Origin of the sequence: Streptoverticillium olivoreticuli subsp. olivoreticuli (assembly GCF_003391135.1) — a bacterium.
Classification (GTDB): domain Bacteria; phylum Actinomycetota; class Actinomycetes; order Streptomycetales; family Streptomycetaceae; genus Streptomyces; species Streptomyces blastmyceticus.
Genome location: NZ_CP031455.1, coordinates 2,395,384 through 2,413,627 on the forward strand (window position 1 = coordinate 2,395,384; position 18,244 = coordinate 2,413,627).

Sequence of the window (18,244 nt, forward strand, 5' to 3'; positions counted from 1 at the left end):
CACCCGACGGCCGTAAGTTCATCTGCCAGAGCTGCGGCAACGAGTGGACGTAACGAAGTGAGTGGACGACACCGGCCGCAGTCCGGCTGACCGACATAGCCCGTAGACCGCCCCGCCCGTGCGCTTCCCCGAGGCGTGCGGGCGGGATTCCTTTGACTGGGCGGGTCCCGATCACCCCTTCGGAAGCGCGGGCAAAGTCCGCGTCTACCGAGCCTGATCGCCCGCGTCGTTCCGGGGCTGCTGCCCGCCCACGGGCGCCACAGCGGCACATGACCTGCCCCGGCACAAACCCCCCGCAGACCCCGACCTCGCACGTGATCTGTGGGCCCCGGAAGCGCATCCCGCCGCACGTTCTCGCCCGGACCATGCCCATCCCCGAGGGAACCCGGCCACTCGTCCCCTTGTTCATACAGGAGTGGATCAAGCAGGAGGAGGAACGCGAGGGGCAAAGGGAACGGTGTCCGGCAGCCGTCGCGGCGAGCACGGGCTACGACTACCCGAACCCCGAGACGTTCGACCGGGTCCGCGCGGCGGTGAGCGCATGAGCGCCACCCCGAGCACGCAGCCGACTTCGGCCCCCACCCGGACGACGTGATCCGGAACCGCTGAAGCACCCCGCCCTGCCCGGTCGCCGGGCGGAGCCTCATCCGCAGAACACCCCGTTACGAGCTTCGGGAAGGGGCGGGGCCGGGGAAGAATCCGCGCTCAGGCCGCCACTTCGAAATGGCTCGGCCGACCGTCCCGCAACACGAGCCGCCCCAACCGCTCCGCATCCACCCGATGCATCAGCCGAGCCTCTCCCCCCGCACCCCGAAGCACCGTCGTATGCCAAGGCGTCGCCCACGCATCCGCGGAGTCGAGCAACCGGATGCCGAACTTCTCGGCGCCCGCGGGCCGCGGGTGGATGGACAGCCGCACCGCCCGCGGATGGCAGTCGGCGACGAGGTCGCCCCACGCCCGGCTCCGCGCGATGACCCCGTACGCCCGCCGCTTGCACTCGCGCTGGAGCGCGGAGTTGGTGCCGGTGAAGTCCGGCGTGTCCTCGAAGAGGAAGCGGGTGATGCCGCGGTAGAGGCGGACGGTCTCCTCGTCACCGGCCCGGACCTGCGCGCGCAGCGCGTCGGGCGAGGGGGCGTAGGCGGTGGTGACCAGCTCGCGCTTGGTGTCGTGGTCCAGGTCCCCGTGCACGTCGCGGAGGTCGAAGGTGTCGAGGTGGCGCAGCCGCTCCCGGCCGATCAGGGCGCGCAGTTCGTCGCCGTAGGCGTCGATGTGGGGGTCGGGGACCCGGATGAGGTCGCCGAAGATGTGGCCGTCGGAGCAGATGACGATGCGGGCCCCGGGCGCGTATATCTCGCCGATGCGGGCGCACAGCCGGTCGAGGAAGCGCAGCGAGAGCCGCTCGCCCTCGTCGGGGAGGTGGCCGAGGACCTTGGCCGGGTTCGGGGACTTGCAGGGGAAGCCGGGGAGGGTGAAGACGATCGTCTCGCCCGCCTCCGTGAACTGCCGTATCTGTCCCAGCTGTGCCGGATGGTCACCGGGTTCCGAGGGGGCCGCGTCCGTGGTGCGGTGGTAGGGCAGGAGGAGGCCCAGCACGCGGGCCTCGACGGAGGTCTGGGTCAGGGTTGCTGCGTAGGACATGCGTCGGTCATCCACGATAGGGGCAGGCGGGCCGGTCGAAGGCGACGGGCAGTTCGCCCACGCCCCGGCCGAGGACGGCGGGGATCCAGGGGAGCTCCTCGTCGGGGACGGCGAGGCGCAGGCCCGGCAGGCGGGCGGTCAAGGTACCGAGGGCGACCTGGAGTTCGACGCGGGCCAGGGCGGCGCCGGGGCAGAAGTGGCTGCCGTGCCCGAAGGCCATGTGCGGGCCCTGCGCCCGGTCGAGGTCGAGGGTGTCGGGTTCGGGGAAGCGCTCGGGGTCGCGGTTGGCGGCGCAGAGGGAGACGATGACGGAGTCACCGGCCGGTACGCGCGTGCCGTGCAGGTCGGCGTCCTCGGCGAGGAAGCGCCAGGTCGTCAGCTCGAAGGCGCTGTCGAGGCGCAGGAGTTCCTCCACCGCGGCGGGCAGCAGCGCGGGCTCGGCGCGCAGCCGCTCCAGTACGGCTTCTCGACGGGGGTCCCGCAGCAGTGCCACGACGGCGGTGGTGATCTGGTTGGTGACGGGCTCCTGGCCGGCCACCAGCAGCTGGAAGATCATGGAGTCCAGCTCCTCCTGGGTCAGCTCGCCCTCGTCGCGGGCGGTGACCAGGCGGGAGAGCAGCCCGTCGCCTGGTGCGGCGCGCCGGTCGGCGACCACCTCGGCGATGTAGCCCTGGAGTTCGTGCAGCCGTGCCTCGTAGGCGGGGCGGCCCGGGTCGGTGGGGCCGACGGGGGCGACGACCTTGCCCCAGTCGCGCCGGAAGCGGTCGGCGAGGTACGGCGGCAGGCCGATGACCTCGGCGAGCACCTGGAAGGGAAACCGCGCGGCGAAGCAGCTGACGAGGTCCGCGGACCCGGCGTCGGCGGGCATGGCGTCCACGAGCGCGTCGGCCATCTCCTGGAAGCGGGGGCGCAGCTCCTCGACGCGGCGCGTCGCGAAGGCGTCGGTGATCAGGCGGCGCATCGCGGTGTGCTTGGGCGCGTCCTGGTGGAGGAGGTGGACCTGGAGCTGGGAGTGCTGCGGCTCGGGCATGATCGAGGCGTGTTCGCGCCAGCGGTCGTTGCCGAGCGCGTGATTCTTGCCCAGCCGGGGGTCGGCGAGGGTCCGCTGGGCGGCGGCGTGGCCGGTGACCAGCCAGGCGGTGACCCCGCTGGGGAAGCTCACCCGGTGGATGGGCCCGGCCGCGCGCATGCGCTCGTACAGCGGGTACGGGTCCCGCTTGTATTCGGGTCCGTAGAGGCGGATCGGGTCGGGCAGCGACACGGTGGAGGTCTCCTCGCGAAGTCGTGGACCCCAAGGAAGTCGGACGGGCCGCGCGGTGAGTTCCCGTCCGTTCGAAGGCGGCTCACGGACCGTGGCGGGCGATTCCTGGGTAGTCGGCCGGGAAGGCCCGCTGGTTCCCGTTCGCGAAAGGGACAATCCTCACGCGCCGTGAGCCCGTCGCGGGCGGCCGAACGCGGCGCGCGGCGTGCCACGATGCGGCGATGACCGCTCGTCGACTTCTCAGTCCGTACGGATCCCTGACCGGCTTCGTCCTGCTGCTGGCCGCCCTCTTCGGTGTCGCGTACGCCGTCGGATCGGCCGCCGGACCCGCGGCCCCCGGCATACACCGCACCGGCGGTGGCTCCGGCGGCGGCTCGGGTTCCGGCGGTGGTGGCATGGGCGGGATGGACGGCATGCACGACATGGGTGCCCCTGTGGGCCCGGTGGTGGTCCGATGAGCACCGCGAACACCACGAGCACCGTGACCGCCGACGCCGCGACCGAGATCGTCGTCGGCGGGATGACCTGCGCGGCGTGCGTGGCGCGGGTGGAGAAGAAGCTCGGGCGGCTCGAGGGCGTGAGTGCCACCGTCAACCTGGCCACCGGCCGGGCCCGGGTCAGCCACCCCGCCGCGGTGACCGCGGCGGAGCTGATGGCCGTGGTGGAGGGCGCGGGCTTCACGGCGTCGCTGCCGGAGCCCGAGCGCCCCGAGGAGCCCGCCGACGGCGCGGCCGCGGCCTCCGCGATGACCCGGCTGGTCGTCACGGCCCTGCTGTCCGTGCCCGTCCTGGTGCTGTCCATGGCTCCGGGGCTGCAGTTCCGCAACTGGCAGTGGCTGTGCTTCGCGCTGGCGACCCCGGTCGCCGTGTGGGGCGCGTGGCCGTTCCACGAGAAGGCGCTGCGCGGCCTGCGGCACGCCACCGCGACCATGGACACCCTCGTCTCGCTCGGCGTGCTGGCCTCCTATTCCTGGTCGGCGTACGCGCTGTTCCTCGGCGGTGCGGGCGATCCGGACATGCGGATGCCGTTCACGCTGGTGCCGTCCATGGGCGGCGGCACGGCGGACGTCTATCTCGAAGCGGTGGTCGGCGTACCGCTGTTCGTGCTGGTCGGCCGACTGCTGGAGGCGCGGGCCCGGCACGGCACGGGGTCGGCGCTGCGGGCGCTGGCCTCGCTCGCGGCGAAGGACGTCGTCGTGCGGGCCGCCGACGGCGCCGAGCGCCGGGTGCCGATCGGACAGCTGCGGGTCGGCGACCACTTCGTCGTACGCCCCGGTGAGCGCGTGGCCACCGACGGCGTGGTGGTCTCGGGCAGCTCCGCGCTGGACCTGTCGCTGGTGACGGGCGAGAGCGCCCCGGTCGAGGCCGGTCCCGGCACGGCCGTGGTCGGCGGTGCCGTCAACTCCGGCGGTCTGCTGGAGGTGCGGGCCGGGGCGGTCGGCGCGGACACCCAACTGGCCCGGATCGCACGCCTGGTGGAGGACGCGCAGGCGGGCAAGGCCCGGGTGCAGCGCGTCGCCGACGCGGTGGCGGGTGTCTTCGTCCCGGCGGTGCTGGCCGTCGCCGTCACCGTGCTCGGCTTCTGGCTGGGCGCGGGCGCGCCACCGCAGTCGGCGGTCACGGCCGCCGTCGCGGTGCTCGTGGTGGCCTGCCCGTGCGCGCTCGGCCTGGCCACGCCCACCGCCCTGCTCGCCGCCACGGGCCGGGGCGCGGGTCTCGGCATCCTGGTGGCGGGGCCGCAGGCGCTGGAGGGGCTGCGCCGGGTGGACACCGTCGTGCTCGACAAGACGGGCACGCTGACGACCGGTTCGATGACGGTCACCGGGGTGACGGCCCGCGCGGACGGGCTCGGCAAGGACGAGGCGCTGCGGCTGGCCGCGGCGGTCGAGCGGGGCTCGGAGCACCCGGTGGGCCGGGCGGTGTGCGCGTACGTGACGGACGCCGCTCCCCTGCCGGACGTCACGGAGTTCACCGCGACGCCGGGCCGGGGCGTCTCGGGGCGGGTCGGGGACCGGCTCGTGGAGGTCGTGCGCCCGGAGGACGGCGCAGCGCCGCGGAAGGGGCAGAAGCCGCGCAAGGGCGGGCTGCCGGAATCACTGGCCTCGGCCGTGCGCGCGGCGGAGCGGGACGGCCGGACCGTGGTGCTGGTGCGGGTGGACGGCACGTCCGAGGCGGTGCTCGCCCTCGGCGACTCCGTGCGCTCCGGTTCGTACCGCGCGGTCGACCACCTCAAGCGGCTCGGCCTGCGGCCGGTGCTGGCCACGGGCGACAGCGAGGGCGCCGCGCGGGCGGTCGCCGAGGAGCTCGGCATCACCGAGGTCCACGCGCGCGCCACGCCCGAGGACAAGGCCGAGCTCGTCCGTGAACTGCGCGCCCAGGGGCGCCGGGTCGCGGTCATCGGGGACGGCGTCAACGACACCGCGGCGCTGGCCGGCGCGGACCTGGGCATCGCGATGGGCAGCGGTACGGACGCGGCGATCGGCGCGGCGGACGTGACGCTGGTCCGCGAGGACATGGGGGTGCTGGCGGACGCGGTCCGCCTGGCCCGCCGCACGTCGACGACGGTCCGCGCGAACCTGGTCTGGGCGTTCGGCTACAACCTGGTCACCGTCCCGCTCGCCGCGGTCGGCCTGCTGAGCCCGATGCTCGCGGCGGCGGCGATGTCGGTCAGCTCGGTGCTGGTGGTGGCGAACAGCCTCCGCCTGCGCGGCTGGCAGCCGGTGCCCGCGCGGGCGGCGGGCCGCGGCGGGGCCCGGTCGCACGCGCCCGCACAGCGCCGCACGGCGGGCCGGGCCCGTCCGGCGACCGAGGACAACACCGTCGAGACACGAGGTGACGCGTGAAGACGCAGCTTCCCGGCCGGGCCGCCAGGCCGGTCGTCGCCACTGCCCGTGCGGCTCTCGTGCCCGTGCTCGCCTGCGCGGTGGCGCTCGGCGGGCTGTGCGCGTGGACCGCCTCCGGCGCCGCGGGCCGGCCCGCGGCCATCGAGGTCGAGGACCCCCGCGTCCTGCTCCCCTTCGGCACGGACGACACCGCAGCGTTCTTCCGGCTCCGCAACGACGGGGACGTCGACGACGAGCTCGTCGGCGTCGACGCCCCGACCGCGGGCCGCGCGATGCTCAGCCGCACCGTGGTCGAGAACGGGGCGGGCTCCATGCGGATGGTCCCGTCCGCGCCCGTCCCCGCGGGCGGCACCCTGGAGATGTCGCCGCACGGCCTGGACGTCATGGTGTCGTCCCCGCCCCGGCTGCGCCTCGGCGACCGGCTCCCCCTCACCCTGCGCTTCCGCGAGAGCGGCCCGGTGAAGGTCGAGGCCGTCGTGGTCCGCCCGGGAAGCCGGCCGTAGGGACCCGGAAGAACGGGCCCTGTTCCTCCCGCACCCGAGGGTGCGGGAGGAACAGGGCCCGTCGTATGTCCGGCTATGCCGCGACCGGCACCCGTACGGCTTCCCGCTCGGCCGTCTCCAGCTGGCAGATCAGTGCCTCACGGGCGCGCGCCACGCGGGAGCGCACCGTGCCGACCGGGCAGCCCGCGACGACCGCGGCCTCGGCGTACGGCAGACCCAGCAGCTGGGTCAGGACGAACGCCTCGCGCCGCTCGTACGGCAGGCGGTCGAGGAGCTGCGAGAGGGCGACGCCCTCGTCGAAGCCGGGCAGCTCCGCGGACTGGGTCCGCTCGGCGGCCGACTGCCAGTCGTCCGTGTCGGACAGCCGGGGCCGGGCCGCGTTGAAGCGGAGCCGGTCCACGACCGTGCGGCGGGCGATGGTCAGCAGCCAGGTGCGCGCCGAGGAGCGCCCCTCGAAGCGCGGCAGCGAGCGCAGGGCCCGCAGATACGTCTCCTGGACGAGGTCGTCCGCGCCCTGCGGGTCGTTGCTGAGCCGCGCAACGTACCGCCGTACGTCGCTCTGGGTGGCGCGGATGAAGCGCTCCACGGCGTCGGCGTCGCCGCCGCGGGCCGCGAGTGCCCAGGTGGTCACCGCCTCGTCGTCACGCACGGCGGCCCCCCGCGCGGGGGGTGGTGCGCGGGGCTCCGGCGGCGCCGGGGACGATGGCGGGGTGCACTGCGTCGAGTTCCGTACCGCCCTGTCCGCCCGCGTCGACGGCGAGGAGCTGCCACCGGAGGTCTCCGGCCCGGCGCTCGACGCGCATCTGCGGGAGTGCGCCGAGTGCCGGCACTGGGGTGAGCGGGCCCGCCGGCTGAGGCTTCTGGCGGCGGGCCTCGGCAACGGGACCGGAATCTGACGCGCTACGGACGGCCGTACGGCATGTGCCGACGGCGGGGGGAACGTGCGCTCGTGGCACGTCCCGTGTACGGGCAGGGGTCATCGCCCTGGGTCCTTCCTGGAATCCGGGCGCCCTTGAGTGCGGGACCGCCCGGTGACGTGGTTCGGCGCGAGGTGTCGCCGTCAGCCGAAGGCGACGGCGACGGCGACGCGGGCCGGTGGACCACGTGTGGCCAGGACATGGGCGTAGAGCAGCTGCCGCAGCCGCTGCGCGGCGCGCGTCCGGTCGGCGCGGATGCGCGGCGGGACAAAAGGCGTGGGTACGTCCCGGAAGAGGACGAGCAGCGGGGCGAAGAGCCGGGTGCGCAGGGTGCGGGCGAGCCGGAAGGCGGCCTGTTCGCCGCCGGAGAGCCAGATCCCGCAGACGACCGCGACCAGGACGTGCGCGGACCACATGCCGAGGGCGCCGTGACCGGCGTGCATGGCCATGGAGTGACCGGACATGGCGTCCATGCCACCGCCCATGCCGGTCATGTCATGACCCATGGGCATACCGGCCATGCCAGCCATTCCGCCCATGTCACTCATGGACCCGGCCATGTCGTGCCCCATGGGCATGCCGGGGTCCGTCCCCGGCACGCCCGTCGGCAGCCCGGCGCGTGCCGCCGCGGCCGCACGTGCCGTGTTGACCACGACGTTCTGGGAGAGGGCGAAGAAGAAGTGCAGTCCGGTCTGCGCCCCGACGGTGGCGAGCGTGATCAGCAGCGGACCGCGTTCGCGCCCCGCCATGAACCAGGCACCGCTGCCCGTCGTGCACAGCGCGACCGCGACGGCCCACCACGGGACGGTCGTCCCGGACATGACCGCGTGTCCCAGGGCAGCGAGCAGCACACAGACCGCTGCGAACACCGCGGCTCGCAGCGCTCGCGGTCCCTGGTGCGCCTGCCCTGCTCTCATGACGTGCACATCGTTGCACCCGCGCCGCGCGGCCCGACGGCGGGGGGCGCCTTGACGCCCGCACGACCCCCCGCTCGGGCGCATGGGTCCGCCCCGTACCGTCCGCCCGGCGGTACGAGGCGGTGGGCCGTCGACTCGGGGGAAGGGCCGACGGCCCGGGTCCCGTCGCTCCAGTGGGACTCGCGACTTCGAGTCAACCGTGCGGCGGGGGCGCCGGGAAGCGTGTGCGGGGGCCGGGCACGGGTGCGCCGCGCACACCCCGTGTGAATCGTCAGCCTCCGCTCGGCTGCCGCCCCGCGGGCGAGGCGTCCTTGCCCGCGTTGCCCGCGTCGCCCCCGCCGCCCCGGCCGGGCAGCCAGGCGGCGCTGGACTGGTCCCCGAAGCGGCTGCCTATCGCCCCCTTGATCACGGAGAGCGCGGCGGGCAGGGCGGCGATGGCGGCCGCCTTGAGCGCGGAGACGCTGGTGAGATCGAAGCCGTCGGCGATGAGGAGACCGAGGAAGGTGGTGACGTAGGCGGCGAGGGTGCGCTCGAGGATGTCGATGAGGACTTTTTTGGACAGGGCAGTCATGGCCTTCTCGTGTCTCTTCCGTTCGCGTCGGATGGCTCGGGATGCAGCGTGGTGGGTGGGTGGCCCGTACCGCAAGGCCTGACGGTCCGTGAGGCGCCGACGGGGGTGTATGTACGGAACGTCCCCCGGGGCGGGCCGCGGAACACGGCCTGCGGAGCCCTGTCCGGGCGCCGCCCCCTGTGGGATGCTGCCCACTTTGCGGGGGCGCCAAGGGCTGGGAGGGTCCGCATGGTCAACCCATGGCTGGCACTGGTGTCCGGCGACGACCCCGCGGAGCGGTGCCGCACGGTCCGCGGCGCCCACGCGGCCTTCGTGGCCGGGGGCCCGGCCGGTCCCCACGTACGCGCCGTGGTCGCCGATTCCTGGCGGCGCTCGGCGACGGCCCTGCCCGCGCCCGAGTTCCTCGCGCCGGTCGAGATGACCGGCGCCGAGCTGGAGGGCTACCGCCGGACGCACCCGCTGGCCGCCGCGCTCCCCCTCTTCCGCGAGCTGCTCGGCTCCATCGCCGCCGACGGCGCGCACCTGTTCTCGGTCTGCGACGCGGCGGGCCGGCTGCTGTGGGTGGAGGGGCACGCGGGTCTGCGGCGGGGGGCGGAGCGCATGAACTTCGTCCCCGGCGCCCGCTGGGACGAGAGCCACGCGGGCACCAACGCACCCGGCACCGCCCTGGCCCTGGACCACGCCGTCCAGATCTTCGCCACCGAGCACTACAACCGCCTGGTCCAGCCGTGGACCTGCGCCGCCGCCCCCGTCCACGACCCGCGCACCGGGCGGCTGCTGGGCGCGGTGGACATCACCGGCGGCGACCGGCTGGCGACGCCCCAGAGCCTGGCGCTGGTCCAGGCGACGGCGCGCGCGGCCGAGGCGCAGCTGGCCGCGCCGGAGCCCGCGCCCGGCTGCGTCCTGTCGGTGCTCGGCCGGGACGAGGCGCTGCTGGTCGTGGACGGGCGGCGGTTACGCCTGGGCCGACGGCACAGCGAGATCCTCGCCCTGCTGGCCGGCCACCCCGACGGGCTGACCGGCGAGCAGCTCGCGACGGCGCTGTACGGCGACCGCCCGGTGCCGTCCGTGACCCTGCGCGCCGAGCTGTCCCGGCTGCGGAGGCTGGTCGGCCCGCTGCTCGCGTCGCGCCCTTACCGGCTGCGCGGAGAAGTCGACACGGACTTCGACCGCCTGGAACGGGAACTGGCCGCGGGCGGTCTGCGCGCCGCCCTGCGCGCCTACGACGGCCCCCTGCTCCCGATGTCGGAGGCGCCCGGCGTGTGCCGGATGCGACGCCTCCTGGAGACCCGGCTGCGCAGAGCGGTGCTGAGCGGCGGCGACAGCGCGGCGCTCCAGCTGTGGGCCGACACCCCGTGGGGCGAGGAGGACCTCGAGGTGTGGGAGCGGCTGCTGGCCGCGCTGCCGATGAGCGCGCCGCAGCGGCGGTCGGTGGCGGCGGAGGCGCGGAGGCTGCGCGAGGCGTACGCGCCGACGGGTGCGGCGGCGGGTGTGGCGGCGTACGGGGCGCGGGGCGGGGCGGCCCGCCGGGCGCCGCGCGGGGCAACGTTCGCGCAACCTGCGCGGGACTAGCTTCCTCCCGGCCGCACGGCAACCCCGCCGTACCGCCCCAGGCGCACTCCCGCGCCCCCTCACTCCCGCACTCCCGACGGAAGGCCGTCCCCATGGCTCGCTACGCCGACCCCGGCTCCCCCGACGCGATCGTCTCCTACCGCCCGCGGTACGACCACTGGATCGGGGGCGAGTACGTACCGCCCAAGCAGGGCCTGTACTTCGAGAACCCCACCCCCGTGAACGGCCGGCCGTTCACCGAGATCGCCCGCGGCACCGCCGAGGACGTCGAGCGCGCGCTGGACGCCGCCCACGCCGCCGCCCCGGCCTGGGGCCGCACCTCACCGGCCGACCGCGCGCTGGTCCTCCACCGCATCGCCGACCGCATGGAGCAGCACCTGGAGGAGCTCGCGGTCGCCGAGTCCTGGGAGAACGGCAAGCCCGTCCGCGAGACCCTCGCCGCCGACATCCCGCTCGCCATCGACCACTTCCGCTACTTCGCGGGCGCGATCCGGGCGCAGGAGGGCGGTCTCTCCGAGATCGACGACGACACCGTCGCCTACCACTTCCACGAGCCCCTCGGCGTGGTCGCCCAGATCATCCCCTGGAACTTCCCCATCCTCATGGCCACGTGGAAGCTCGCCCCGGCGCTGGCGGCGGGCAACACGGTCGTCCTCAAGCCGGCCGAGCAGACCCCCGCGTCGATCCACGTGTGGCTGGACCTCGTCGCCGACCTGCTGCCGCCCGGCGTCGTCAACATCGTCAACGGCTTCGGTGTGGAGGCCGGCAAGCCGCTGGCGTCCAGCCCGCGCGTCGCCAAGATCGCCTTCACCGGCGAGACGACGACGGGCCGCCTGATCATGCAGTACGCCTCCGAGAACCTGAAGCCGGTGACCCTCGAACTCGGCGGCAAGAGCCCGAACATCTTTTTCGACGACGTCTCCGCGGCCGACGACGACTTCCTCGACAAGGCGCTCGAAGGCTTCACGATGTTCGCCCTCAACCAGGGCGAGGTCTGCACCTGTCCGTCCCGCGCCCTGATCCAGCGGGGCCACTACGCCGCCTTCATGGAGGCGGCCGTCGCCCGCACCGAACGCATCGTCGCGGGCCACCCGCTGGACACCACCACCATGATCGGCGCCCAGGCGTCCAACGACCAGCTGGAGAAGATCCTCTCCTACCTCGACATCGGCCGCCAGGAGGGCGCCCGCGTCCTCACCGGCGGCACCCGCGCCGAACTCGGCGGCGAACTCGAAGGCGGCTACTACGTCCGCCCCACCATCTTCGAGGGCGACAACCGCATGCGCGTCTTCCAGGAGGAGATCTTCGGCCCGGTCGTGGCGGTGACGTCCTTCACCGACTTCGACGACGCGATGACGATCGCCAACGACACCCTCTACGGCCTCGGCGCGGGCGTCTGGACCCGCAACGGCACCACGGCCTACCGCGCGGGCCGCACGATCCAGGCGGGCCGGGTCTGGACCAACTGCTACCACGCCTACCCGGCGCACGCCGCCTTCGGCGGCTACAAGCAGTCGGGAATCGGCAGGGAGACGCACAGGATGATGCTGGACCACTATCAGCAGACCAAAAATCTCCTGGTGAGCTACTCGCCGAAGAAGCTCGGCTTCTTCTAGAGCCGGAAGTGGGCGGCGGTGCGCCTGTACGACGCCCATGTGGTCACCGACCGGCTCCGAACGGACTCCACGAAGAGCGGCCGTCTCCGGTGATTCGGTTCTCCAATCGGAAAGGGCTCACCAGTCGAGCCGCCAACAGGCTTCGGGAGCCCCTTTCCCTCCCTGCCCGCCCGGTTTACCCCCTTACTGCTCGGCGACAGCCGACGCCCGCGCGAGCATGAACAGCGCCCCTCTGAGTTGGCGTCAACAGCCCCTGCTCCACTAGGATTTCCGCACGTACCGGCAAAAGGAGGGGCGCCATCCATGGGCACCAAATTCATTGAGGTAGACGAATCCCACAAGGGTCAGCCCGGCGTGGAAGAAGGGGTGAAGACGATCGAGGTCGGTGATCAGACGATCACGACGCCGATTTTCGTGCAGCGGATCGACTTCGACGACCTCGCCCCCGAGGTGACCGACAATCTGACCACGGTCAGGTTCGCCGTAACGGTGGCCGAGGAAATGGAGGACCTGACGGGGGAGGTGGACGAGGACGGTTCCCCGGTGACGGAAATCAAGGAAATCCAGGTGCCCAAGTGGCTCGAAATCGACCTGGGGTCCGAATCCCTTAAGCAGTACGAGGAGGTAATGGCGCCCTTCTTCGCCGCCGCCCGCGAAACCGAGGCGCCGACCGTGCCCGCGCCCCGCAAGCGCCGGAAGAAGTGATCCCGTGCTCCTCTCCTGTCACCAGGAGAGGAGCTCCGTTGCCCGAGGCGGCGCATACGTCGTGCCGTGACCACCATGGGACGAACAGCCGCTGTCACGCGAGTGCGTAAGCCTCGAGGCGGCGCAGCGCTTCGGAGGACGGCGATCCCTCGGCCGCGGTGTACACGACGATCTTCTCCTCGGGGGAGTCCGTGAGTTGGAGCAGCTCCCAGGAAAGGTGCAGGGTGGTTCCGAGAGCGGGGCAGGCCAGCCTGGACGGGGTCTGCGTGCCGGCGAAGGCGAATTGCTCGGTCCACAGGCGCCGGAAGTCGGGGCTGTCGGCCATCAGTTGGCGCAGGTATGCCGAGAGCTCGGCATCGTGCGGGCGTCTGGCGTTTTCCGTGCGCAGGTAGGCCACGATCTCCCGTGTCAGACCATCCCAGTTGAGATACAGCGAGCGGGCGCGCGGATGTGTGAAGACCAGCCGGCCGAGAGACCGGTCGCGCGGCGGAATCCGGGCGAAGTCGAAGAACACGAGTGTGGCGAGCCGATTCCACGCCAGGATGGCACCGTTGCGGCCGACGAGGTAGGCAGGGGTGCCGTGCAGGGAATCGAGGATGCGCTGCACGCTGTCGCGTACGCCCTTCTCGGCGGCCTGTGACCGCTTGCGGTCCGCGGCGCCACGGCGCGCGAGGGCGCGCAGATAACCCTGCTCGCCGGGGGTGAGGCCCAGGGCCTCCGCGATCGCGTCGAGCACGGAGTCGGATATCAGGGAAACGTGGCCTCGTTCGAGGCGGATGTATTGGTCGACGCTGACGGAGGCGAGCGCGGCCACCTCGTCCCGGCGGAGGCCGGGGACCCTGCGGGGACCGTGGACAGGCAGCCCCACATCTTCGGGCCTCAGCCGCGAACGGCAGAAGAGCAGGAAGTCACGTAGCGCGATCTTGGAGTCCACCCGGGAATTCTGACATTCGGCAGAGGCGGGTCAAAACCACTATGCAAGCGGCTGTGGACGCGACGGAACAGGGCAGGGTCTGCACTCCCTCAGGATCTCCCTCCGGCCGATTCTTGACCGGCCGTACCGCGCGGCAGTGATCTCGTCAGTCCAAGGGAGCAGTCTTGAAGAAGAACACCGGCACCGTCCTCGCAGCCGGCGCGCTGACGGCCGCGGCACTGGCCGGCACCGTCGCCCAGGCCCAGGCCGTTCCGGCCGGGGACCCGACCGCCATTGCGGCCTGCTCGTTCCACGACACCGAGGTCACGGTGCGGGACCTGCCGCGGCCCGTCAACCACCACCTGCTGACGCTCACCAACACCGGCACCGGTCGCTGCATCGCCTACGGTGCTCCGTGGACGACGTTCGGCGCCCGTCAGGATCTGGCCGGAGTCGTCGAGGACTCCCAGCCGCAGTCCACTGTCGTCCTGAACCCCGGGCAGTCCGCCTACGCCGGGATTCTGCTGTCCTCCGCCGAGGGCTCCGACGGGCACCGCGCCGCGAACATCCGGGTGGCCCTGTCGGACAGGGACGGCGGGGAGCAGCGGAGCGGACATGTCCTGCCGGCCCTGCCCGACACCTGGGTCGACAACACGGTCCGCGTGACCTACTGGCAGTCCGACGTGGACGACGCCATCCGCTACTAGCGGCGCGGGCGCGGATTCCGGTGTGCCGTGCCGTTCGACACACCGGCGGCGCGACCCGATCCGCCAGGGCCCTGCCCCTCCGATCTACAGGCTGAAATGATGCACACCGACAAGCCCGACTGGTTCACCACGCCCATCACCGCGGACATCCTGCGCGGCGCCCTCGAGCTGGAACGCACCGCGCAGGGGCTGCTGCCGCACCGGCTGCCCGCCCGGGCCCGCGCCCAGTGCTCCGACGGACAACTCACCATGGCGGAATCCCAGCCCTCCGGCGTACGGCTGGCCTTCCGGACCCGTGCCACCGCCGTCGAACTGGACACGCTGCCCACCAAGCGCGTCTACGTCGGCGCACCGCCCCGCCCGGACGGCGTGTACGACCTGCTCGTCGACGGCCGTCCGGCCGGCCGGGCCGGGGTGACCGGCGGCAATACCCTGACCGTCGACATGACCACCGGGACCGCCGAGCACCGGCCCGGCCCGGTGGGCACCCTCCGCTTCACCGGCCTGTCCGACGGCGTCAAGGACGTCGAGATCTGGCTGCCGCACAACGAGACCACCGAACTCGTCGCCCTGCGCACCGACGCCCCCATCGAGCCCACGCCGGACCGGGGCCGCAAGGTGTGGCTGCACCACGGCAGTTCGATCAGCCACGGTTCCGACGCCGCGAGCCCCACCACCATCTGGCCCGCGCTCGCCGCCTCCCTCGGCGGCGTGGAACTGATCAACCTGGGGCTGGGCGGCAGCGCCCTGCTCGACCCGTTCACCGCGCGCGCCCTGCGGGACACCCCCGCCGACCTGATCAGCGTCAAGATCGGCATCAACCTGGTCAACACCGATCTGATGCGCCTGCGCGCCTTCACCCCCGCCGTCCACGGCTTCCTCGACACCATCCGTGAAGGCCACCCCACCACACCGCTGCTGGTCGTCTCGCCCATCCTGTGCCCCATCCACGAGGACACGCCCGGCCCCAGCGCCCCGGACTTCGGCGCTCTCCGCACCGGGCAACTGCGGTTCCGGGCCACGGGTGATCCGGCGGAGCGCGCGAGCGGGAAACTGACCCTGGGCGTCATCCGGGACGAGCTGGCCCGGATCGTGGAGCAGCGGGCGGCCGAGGACCCGGACCTGCACTACCTCGACGGCCGTGACCTCTACGGCCGGGCCGACTCCGCGAAGCTGCCGCTGCCCGACCGGCTCCACCCCGACGCCGCCACCCACCGGCTCATCGGCGAACGCTTCGCCGAGCGGGCCTTCACCGCCGACGGCCCCTTCGCGGGACGACGATGAGCCTCGCCGACGAAGCCCGCGCCCCGGGGCGGGCGGCGTGGCGGTGACGGCCGAGCCGTCCCGGTCAGCCGACGGCCGTCGGTGACCGGGGCGCGAGGTCTCCGACGACTGCCCGCTCCAGCAGCCCGAGGGGAGGCATGCCGAGGGCGAGCAGCGCGTCGTGGAAGCGTCGGTGCGTATAGCGCCGCCCCCAGCTGTCGCGTGCGCGGGCACGTACCTGACGGATCGCCATCTTGCCCAGCGTGTACCGCCCGTACGTGGACTCGACGGTGCCGCGCAGGGCTTCGCCCCGGGCGGCCCGGCCGCGCAGGAACGCGTCGGACTCGAAGCGGGCCGTGGCCTCGTCGACGGTCATCGCCCCGGTGTGCAGGCCGATCGAGCAGGCCAGCCGGGTCACCCGCAGCAGCGCCTCGACGGCCATGCCGATCACATAGCGCGGGTCGTCGGCCCTGAAGCCCTCCTCTGCGTACAGTTCCTCGGTGTAGTGCGCCCAGCCCTCGACGAACCCGGGGGACTCCAGCGAGCGGCGCACGTCGCTGGTCAGCGCCCGCAGCGCACGGCCGTGCGCATAGTGGCCGGGCGTCACCTCGTGCACGGTGATGGCGGGCAGCGAGGTGCGGCTGAAGACGGCCAACCACTCCTCGGCCTCCCGCGGCGGCCACGCCGGGTCGGGCGGCACGACGTAGTACCAGCTGGGGGCGTCGGCCTCGTACGGCGCGGACCAGGACATCATCGCCTGTGCGAAGGCCCGTGAGGCCGGGGCGGGTCCGACCCGGCAGACGCCGCCGGGGTCGGCGATCAGATCCCGCTCGACGGCGAAAGCGGTGACCTCGTCGATCAGGGCGGCGGCCTCGACGAAGACGCCGTCGGCGGTCACCGGGTGATCGCTCAGCAGGGCCCGTAGGACGTCGGCGGGGCGCTCGCCGGGGGCGAGCCGGTCCACGGCGTCCCTCAACAGCTCCCACAGGCGGGCCCGTTCGCGCTCGGCCGTGGCCGTCAGCTCCGTGACGTCGTACGTGAGGCCCTCTCCGGCGCCCAGCAGCCGCTCGAACGCGGCGGTGCCCAGGGCCGCCGAGGGGTCCCCGCTCCGCGCGGCCTTCTCGACGTGGCGGACCAGGCGCCGCAGCGCGGCCAGGGCGCGGGCGTCGTCCACGCCGTGCGCGAGGCCGCGGACCGCGGGCAGCGTGGCGGTCGCCACCGGCGCGGGCACCCGGTCCAGGGCCTCGATCGCGTTGTCCACCGCGTCCGGCCAGCCCGCCAGGTGCCGCGTCCGGGCTTGGTGGCGCTGCCCGGCCGGGGCGTACTGCCGGTCGTAGCAGGCCAGATCCATGGCGGCGACGTGCAGGAGCGGATCGCGGCGGTGCAGCTGGGCCTCGGCGAACCGGGCGCGCAGGCCGTCCTCGTGGATCAGCGTGACCTCGGCGTCGAACGGGTCCTCGGGTGACGGGCCGCGCCCCAGGCGGGCGAGCGTGCCGCTCACGCCCTCGGGCGAGAGGTCCTGGACCTGCCCGTCGTACGTGTGGAGGCCGACGGACTCGCGGGCCCGGGCCAGGTCGAGGGCGAGCGCGGCGCTCACCCGCGCATCGGTGATGCCGGTCATGTCAGGCGCCTTCCGGACGGGTCTCGACACGGAGCGCGGCGCGGACGTCGGCGAGCGCCGCCGAGAGCACGGCCGGGTCGTCGGCGGCGAGGAGGACCTGGCCGACGCGCTCGGCCGAGGAGCGGACCGGTGCGACGGCACCGCCCGGCGCGACGCTCACCTCGGCCTCCACCACGCAAGGGTGGGCGAGGACGTCGGCGAGCCCGTGGACGGCGGTGACGGTGCCGGGGGACGCCGAGGGAAGGTAGACCGCCGTGTGCCGCGCCGGGCCGGGCGGCGGGGCCGGCAGGTCCCGGCCGAGCGCCATGCGGACCGCCGCCTCGTACCAGTCGACGCCGTGGGCGAGGCCGAGCAGGTCCATGAGGCGGTCCCCCGGTGTGCGTACGGCGATCTCCATGACCGAGGGTCCCGTCGGGGTGAGACGGAACTCCAGGTGCACGATGCCGGTGCGCATGCCGAGGGCGTCGAGCACCGCCGCGCCGAGGTCGTCGGCGACCGCCCGGGTGACCCCGTCGACCGGGGCCGGGACGCGGTGCGCCGTCTCCACGAAGTGGGGCGGGCCGCTGGTCTCCTTCTCGGTCAGGTTGGCGAACCACACCTTGCCCTCGCGCACCAGCGCTTCCCAGCTGTACTCGGGTCCGCTCACGGCCTGTTCGACCAGGAGGCGGCCCTCGCCGCCCCGGCGCGCGGCCACCTCGGCGAACGCGGGCCGGTCCGCGACGAGTTCGACGCCCGCGCTGCCCGCCGAGGACAGCGGCTTGACGACCACGGGAAACCGGGACTCGGCCCACTCGGCGGCGTCGGCGAGCCGGTCGGTCACCAGGTAGTCGGGCTGGCCGATGCCCGCCGCCGCGAACCGGGCCCGCTGCAGCGCCTTGTTGCGCGACGTCGCGGCGGCGCGCAACGAGGGGCCCGGCAGCCCGAGTTCGTCCTGGACCAGTGCGGCGGCCAGGACGTGCGGCTCGCTGAAGGCCAGCACCCCGTCGGGCCGGGCGGTGCGCACCGCCGCGCCGACGGCCTCGTACCACAGCTCGTCCGAGCGGCCCCGGCACACCGTCACCTCGTCGACCCGGCCGGCCAGCGCCGCCGCCATGGGCTCGGTCTCCACAGCGTGCACCCGCACGCCGAGCCGGCGGGCGGCGGCGGCGTAGGGCCGCCCCGTCAGTCCGACTCCGACCAGCAGCAGCCTCTGCATGGT

General features: G+C 73.6%; 18 protein-coding genes. 10 read left to right on the forward strand and 8 right to left on the reverse strand.

What is annotated here, in order from left to right; all coding sequences use genetic code 11:
* The first annotated feature begins 401 nt into the window (after positions 1 to 401).
* Positions 402 to 545: a hypothetical protein gene (locus tag DXZ73_RS09850; RefSeq protein WP_162890131.1), complete on the forward strand. Its 144-nt coding sequence runs from the start codon at positions 402 to 404 to the stop codon at positions 543 to 545.
* A gap of 160 nt (positions 546 to 705) precedes the next feature.
* On the opposite strand, the gene DXZ73_RS09855 is transcribed toward DXZ73_RS09850, so the two are convergent.
* Together DXZ73_RS09855 and DXZ73_RS09860 are read right to left on the reverse strand one after the other, a co-directional pair.
* Positions 706 to 1,638: an L-tyrosine/L-tryptophan isonitrile synthase family protein gene (locus DXZ73_RS09855; RefSeq protein ID WP_116210629.1), complete on the reverse strand. Its 933-nt coding sequence runs from the start codon at positions 1,636 to 1,638 to the stop codon at positions 706 to 708.
* A gap of 7 nt (positions 1,639 to 1,645) precedes the next feature.
* Positions 1,646 to 2,899 (reverse strand): cytochrome P450 family protein, encoded by a 1,254-nt coding sequence (locus DXZ73_RS09860; RefSeq protein ID WP_116210630.1) that lies wholly within the window; start codon positions 2,897 to 2,899, stop codon positions 1,646 to 1,648.
* Between the two features lie 221 nt (positions 2,900 to 3,120).
* On the opposite strand from DXZ73_RS09860, the gene DXZ73_RS09865 reads away from it, so the two are divergent.
* From DXZ73_RS09865 to DXZ73_RS09875, 3 genes are read left to right on the forward strand one after another with little or no spacing between them, the layout of a single operon-like run.
* The gene (locus DXZ73_RS09865; protein ID WP_116210631.1) at positions 3,121 to 3,357 is read left to right on the forward strand and encodes a hypothetical protein; all 237 of its coding nucleotides are present in this window, start codon (positions 3,121 to 3,123) and stop codon (positions 3,355 to 3,357) included.
* Positions 3,354 to 5,741: a heavy metal translocating P-type ATPase gene (locus DXZ73_RS09870; RefSeq protein WP_116210632.1), complete on the forward strand. Its 2,388-nt coding sequence runs from the start codon at positions 3,354 to 3,356 to the stop codon at positions 5,739 to 5,741. The genes DXZ73_RS09865 and DXZ73_RS09870 overlap by 4 nt, the downstream gene beginning before the upstream one ends.
* On the forward strand, positions 5,738 to 6,244 hold the full coding sequence (locus DXZ73_RS09875) for a copper chaperone PCu(A)C (protein ID WP_116210633.1): 507 nt from the start codon (positions 5,738 to 5,740) through the stop codon (positions 6,242 to 6,244). The genes DXZ73_RS09870 and DXZ73_RS09875 overlap by 4 nt, the downstream gene beginning before the upstream one ends.
* A 73-nt stretch (positions 6,245 to 6,317) precedes the next feature.
* On the opposite strand, the gene DXZ73_RS09880 is transcribed toward DXZ73_RS09875, so the two are convergent.
* Positions 6,318 to 6,893, reverse strand: a complete 576-nt coding sequence (locus tag DXZ73_RS09880; protein WP_116210634.1) for a sigma-70 family RNA polymerase sigma factor — start codon at positions 6,891 to 6,893, stop codon at positions 6,318 to 6,320.
* Between the two features lie 61 nt (positions 6,894 to 6,954).
* On the opposite strand from DXZ73_RS09880, the gene DXZ73_RS39395 reads away from it, so the two are divergent.
* Complete coding sequence (locus tag DXZ73_RS39395) at positions 6,955 to 7,140, forward strand: zf-HC2 domain-containing protein (protein ID WP_116210635.1); 186 nt, start codon at positions 6,955 to 6,957, stop codon at positions 7,138 to 7,140.
* A 164-nt stretch (positions 7,141 to 7,304) separates the two neighbouring features.
* On the opposite strand, the gene DXZ73_RS09890 is transcribed toward DXZ73_RS39395, so the two are convergent.
* Both DXZ73_RS09890 and DXZ73_RS09895 read right to left on the reverse strand, forming a co-directional pair.
* Complete coding sequence (locus DXZ73_RS09890) at positions 7,305 to 8,078, reverse strand: hypothetical protein (RefSeq protein WP_240351286.1); 774 nt, start codon at positions 8,076 to 8,078, stop codon at positions 7,305 to 7,307.
* Positions 8,079 to 8,349: 271 nt separating this feature from the next.
* Positions 8,350 to 8,649: a holin gene (locus tag DXZ73_RS09895; RefSeq protein WP_116210637.1), complete on the reverse strand. Its 300-nt coding sequence runs from the start codon at positions 8,647 to 8,649 to the stop codon at positions 8,350 to 8,352.
* A 228-nt stretch (positions 8,650 to 8,877) separates the two neighbouring features.
* Here DXZ73_RS09895 and DXZ73_RS09900 point away from each other — a divergent pair, with 228 nt between their 5' ends.
* From DXZ73_RS09900 to DXZ73_RS09910, 3 genes are all read left to right on the forward strand, one after another.
* Positions 8,878 to 10,221: a helix-turn-helix domain-containing protein gene (locus DXZ73_RS09900; protein ID WP_116210638.1), complete on the forward strand. Its 1,344-nt coding sequence runs from the start codon at positions 8,878 to 8,880 to the stop codon at positions 10,219 to 10,221.
* 92 nt (positions 10,222 to 10,313) lie between these two features.
* Complete coding sequence (gene adh / locus DXZ73_RS09905; protein WP_116210639.1) at positions 10,314 to 11,837, forward strand: aldehyde dehydrogenase; 1,524 nt, start codon at positions 10,314 to 10,316, stop codon at positions 11,835 to 11,837.
* A 303-nt stretch (positions 11,838 to 12,140) separates the two neighbouring features.
* Positions 12,141 to 12,542 (forward strand): hypothetical protein, encoded by a 402-nt coding sequence (locus DXZ73_RS09910; protein ID WP_116210640.1) that lies wholly within the window; start codon positions 12,141 to 12,143, stop codon positions 12,540 to 12,542.
* A 94-nt stretch (positions 12,543 to 12,636) separates the two neighbouring features.
* Here the strand turns inward: DXZ73_RS09910 and DXZ73_RS09915 are convergent, their stop codons facing one another.
* Entirely contained in the window at positions 12,637 to 13,476 is an 840-nt protein-coding gene (locus DXZ73_RS09915; protein ID WP_116210641.1) for a helix-turn-helix domain-containing protein, read from the reverse strand.
* Positions 13,477 to 13,640: 164 nt separating this feature from the next.
* Here DXZ73_RS09915 and DXZ73_RS09920 point away from each other — a divergent pair, with 164 nt between their 5' ends.
* A complete protein-coding gene (locus DXZ73_RS09920; RefSeq protein WP_116210642.1) occupies positions 13,641 to 14,162 on the forward strand; it encodes a DUF4232 domain-containing protein in 522 nt (173 codons plus the stop codon).
* Between the two features lie 99 nt (positions 14,163 to 14,261).
* Positions 14,262 to 15,446 carry a GDSL-type esterase/lipase family protein gene (locus DXZ73_RS09925; protein ID WP_116215520.1) on the forward strand — a complete coding sequence of 395 codons (1,185 nt, stop codon included), beginning with the start codon at positions 14,262 to 14,264 and terminating at the stop codon, positions 15,444 to 15,446.
* Positions 15,447 to 15,510: 64 nt separating this feature from the next.
* Here DXZ73_RS09925 and DXZ73_RS09930 read toward each other — a convergent pair whose 3' ends face one another.
* Positions 15,511 to 17,046: a DUF885 family protein gene (locus DXZ73_RS09930; RefSeq protein WP_116210643.1), complete on the reverse strand. Its 1,536-nt coding sequence runs from the start codon at positions 17,044 to 17,046 to the stop codon at positions 15,511 to 15,513.
* A 1-nt stretch (position 17,047) separates the two neighbouring features.
* Positions 17,048 to 18,241 carry an ATP-grasp domain-containing protein gene (locus tag DXZ73_RS09935; protein ID WP_116210644.1) on the reverse strand — a complete coding sequence of 398 codons (1,194 nt, stop codon included), beginning with the start codon at positions 18,239 to 18,241 and terminating at the stop codon, positions 17,048 to 17,050.
* Positions 18,242 to 18,244 lie beyond the last annotated feature (3 nt).